Genomic DNA, 3447 nt, shown 5'->3' on the forward strand with positions numbered 1-3447 from the left:
ATTTAACATAATCTATATAATGCGCACTGATGTTGGGAGTGTAAATGAGTCATTTAGTCATGTCTGGTTTGAGCCATTCACGCCGTATTGCCTCGATGCTCAATGTGTGCATTGTAATTATTTGAATGACTGATGCGGGAACACATTTTTAATTCGTTGCTGAGTACGATGATCAATACTGCGCGACAGCACGACTTTTGCGGGCTTAAACCGATTGCTATATACCTTTACTGTCCCCGTAAACGGATGACGTTTAGCGATATCTTGGCAATCATGTAAAAAACCTTTCGGTACTTTGCCTTTATGACGCACTAATTGGCCATCCTTAAACGCTATCACCAGCAATGGCCGGTCGATCAACATAAATGCGAGAAATATGGCAAAAGAAATCAGTAAAAAGTAGCCCATACTGCATGCTCACTTATTGATAAAAGGTTTTACATATCCAGCAAGTTGCTAAGATCTTGCTTTAGCGTATCCACTTGCTTATTGGCACTTTCTGAGCGGTTAGCCTCAGACAACAAATATTCAATCGTGTCAGACAAGGTCGCATCAAGCTCATGGGCCTTTTGCGACAGCTTTTCCCATACGCGATAGTCTAAATCGATCGACTTTTTACGCGTTTGCTCTTGCTCAGCATTAAAGTGGCGTTTTCGCTTGGCACGAATGGCTTGTTTGAGTTTTTTATCTAATGATGGCGCCATGTGCTTGTCAATCCACTGTTCAACTCGCGTGGGTTCATGCTCAAGGGCCAGCAACGCATTAACGGCAGTATTTGCCTCGTCTGCGTCGATGTATTTTGTGACAGCGTCACCATCTTTCCATTTTTTTACCAAATAGGCCCATTTCCAGCCTGCTTCAAGGTTTTCGAGTTGTTGATATTTCATATGCCAAGCTTCAGTCACGCCAATGAGTGACAGCGTAACACTAACTCGCTGCCTGTTCAATTATCACACACCTAGATACGCACCCTACCCGTTGGTTATTTATCCCTTCGTTATGGCGCCATTTTATTACCGTAGTGTGTTATCCTTTATGCTTTAACCATTCTAATCTTAGTCAGTAATCATAGACATGCATGAAGTTGATTGGCGTGATGCCAAACCACATTATTCTCAGTTTTCCCCAGACATCGCACAGTTTGAGTATTTAGAGGCCGCCACGCTACTGTCGCTGCAGTCACGTTTAACCCAGGCTCTGCAGTGGTTGATGTCATCTTCGTGCCCGACACGTTGCCTGACCGTCATGTCTGCTGATCTTCCACACTATCTTAATGCATATCGGGATGAGCTAGTCGCAAAATGCCCGAGTTCGCCTGTTTTAATTGGTGAGGCCGTTACAGAGTCGACGCTATTCGGGTTTGCTTATGATAATAATAAAAATGTGACAGCGTCACAAAAAAAATCGGGCTTACTCCATCAAGCCAACGGTGGCGTTTTAATTTTAAAAGTTGCCGATATTTTGCAACAACCTCGTGTTTGGGTGCGTCTGAAGCAATTTTTATCGACAGGTAATCTGGCTTGGCAAACAGCGCGTCCCGATCAAATAACCGAATTACCCGATGAAAGCCTTGATGTTCGACTGGTATTGGTTGGCGATAGGCAGTGGCTAGCCGATTTTGAAACCAACGAGCCTGACCTTTACGATGGCTTATCTGCTTATGCTGAGTATGAACAAGACATTGAGCTCAACGCAAGTAATATCACGCCCTACTTTTCTTGGTTAAAAGGTATTGTCACCACACTGACCGCTTTAAGTGTCTCCGACTCCGCGCTGGTGCGTTTACTCCAAGCGGGTGCACGAGAAAGTGAAGATCAGTTACGTATGCCACTTTGTCCTATTTGGTATCATCAATTATTGGCTGAATCACTGATGACGGTCGATGAGGTATTAGACGGCAATGCGATTGATGCGGCCATTACGCGCCGTTATCAGCGAGCTGCGTATTTGCCAGAGCGTGCCATTGAAGACATACACAAAGGACAAGTTTTTATTGATACGCGCGGTGAACATATTGGTCAAATCAATGGTCTCACTGTGATTGAGGTGCCCGGTCATCCATTGAGCTACGGCGAGCCAGCTCGGATATCATGTGTGGTTCACTCTGGCGACGGTGATATTGCCGATGTTGAGCGCAAAGCGGAATTGGCTGGCAATATTCACGCCAAAGGAATGATGATTATGCAAGCCTTTGTGAGCGTGGCCCTAAATCTTGATGATCCCCTGCCTTATTCGGCATCCATTGTGTTTGAGCAATCTTATAGCGAGGTCGATGGAGACAGTGCATCATTGGCCGAACTGTGTGCTTTTGTAAGCGCCCTTTCTCAACAACCGATTAATCAAGCCATTGCGATAACGGGAGCCGTCGATCAATTTGGTCGCGTTCAGGCCGTTGGCGGAATCAACGAAAAAATTGAGGGATACTATCAAGTTTGCGCACACCGAGGATTAACTGGCCAGCAAGGTGTGGTGTTGCCGAAAACGAATCTATCATCCCTTTGTTTACGCAATGATGTCGTTGAAGCCATTAAAGCTGGACAGTTTCATATTTGGGCGGTAGATGATGTCGAGCAGGCTCTACCTCTTGTGACGGGTCTCCCATTCTCAGGAGAAGAAGACGAGACATTACTAAGAAAAATATCTAATCGAATAAATCATTTTCATACTGATGAAAAACAAAGCTGCAACAGTTTGTTTAAACGCATAAAAAACTGGTTTGGCCAGTACTGATCCGAGTTGTTTGGCGTACACGTGTACGCTAAACTGCTCGCAATTGAATAAGGAGCAGTTTAGATATAATGAAACGCCAAAATTCCTATAATCGCGATGATCTACTCGCATCGAGCCAAGGTGAGCTTTTTGGTCCAGGACGTCCACAGCTTCCTGCCCCTAACATGTTGATGATGGACCGTATCACCAACATTACCGATCAAGGCGGTGACTTTGATAAAGGCATAATTGTCGCTGAACTGGATATCAATCCCGATCTATGGTTTTTCGATTGTCATTTCCCTGGTGACCCTGTTATGCCTGGTTGTCTGGGTTTAGATGCGATGTGGCAGCTGGTTGGCTTTTTCTTAGGCTGGATCGGTGGCGAAGGCAAAGGCCGAGCCCTCGGGGTTGGCGAAGTAAAATTCACAGGCCAAGTTCTCCCTACTGCTAAACGCGTTCGTTATGAGATTCATATGAAGCGTGTAATTAATCGCAAACTGGTAATGGGTGTTGGTGATGGCCATGTCTTTGTCGATGATAAAGAGATTTACGTCGCTAAAGATTTAAAAGTCGGTCTATTCCAAGACACATCGGCATTCTAAGCGTTTCAGTAAAGCCGGTGCCTTCGCCGGCTTTACTATTATTTGTTCTCCCCCGTTAATTTTCCCTTTCCCTTTCCCTTTCCCTTTCCCTTTCCCTTTCGAGACCTACGTTAACGTGATAATGATTTTAGAA

The 3447-nt window shown here is 45.0% G+C and carries 4 protein-coding genes; 2 read left to right on the top strand and 2 right to left on the bottom strand.

Features of this window, described 5'->3' with window-relative positions; genetic code table 11:
• Positions 1-117 precede the first annotated feature (117 nt).
• Positions 118-408, bottom strand: coding sequence for a DUF3634 family protein (locus BZG80_RS15545; RefSeq protein ID WP_021023215.1), 291 nt, complete (start codon positions 406-408; stop codon positions 118-120).
• A 29-nt stretch (positions 409-437) separates the two neighbouring features.
• Positions 438-887: a macrodomain Ter protein MatP gene (gene matP / locus BZG80_RS15550; protein ID WP_077460551.1), complete on the bottom strand. Its 450-nt coding sequence runs from the start codon at positions 885-887 to the stop codon at positions 438-440.
• Between the two features lie 187 nt (positions 888-1074).
• Here matP and BZG80_RS15555 point away from each other — a divergent pair, with 187 nt between their 5' ends.
• Together BZG80_RS15555 and fabA are read left to right on the top strand one after the other, a co-directional pair.
• Positions 1075-2730 (top strand): AAA family ATPase, encoded by a 1656-nt coding sequence (locus BZG80_RS15555; RefSeq protein ID WP_077679761.1) that lies wholly within the window; start codon positions 1075-1077, stop codon positions 2728-2730.
• A gap of 68 nt (positions 2731-2798) precedes the next feature.
• On the top strand, positions 2799-3314 hold the full coding sequence (gene fabA, locus BZG80_RS15560; RefSeq protein ID WP_077460553.1) for a bifunctional 3-hydroxydecanoyl-ACP dehydratase/trans-2-decenoyl-ACP isomerase: 516 nt from the start codon (positions 2799-2801) through the stop codon (positions 3312-3314).
• The last annotated feature ends 133 nt before the right edge of the window (positions 3315-3447 follow it).

The organism is Salinivibrio sp. MA440 (assembly GCF_001996265.1).
Taxonomy (GTDB): domain Bacteria; phylum Pseudomonadota; class Gammaproteobacteria; order Enterobacterales; family Vibrionaceae; genus Salinivibrio; species Salinivibrio costicola.

Coding starts and splice junctions, on each gene's coding strand:
- BZG80_RS15545 (WP_021023215.1), bottom strand. CDS start 408: ATGGGCTACTTTTTACTGATTTCTTTTGCCATATTTCTCGCATTTATG.
- matP (WP_077460551.1), bottom strand. CDS start 887: ATGAAATATCAACAACTCGAAAACCTTGAAGCAGGCTGGAAATGGGCC.
- BZG80_RS15555 (WP_077679761.1), top strand. CDS start 1,075: ATGCATGAAGTTGATTGGCGTGATGCCAAACCACATTATTCTCAGTTT.
- fabA (WP_077460553.1), top strand. CDS start 2,799: ATGAAACGCCAAAATTCCTATAATCGCGATGATCTACTCGCATCGAGC.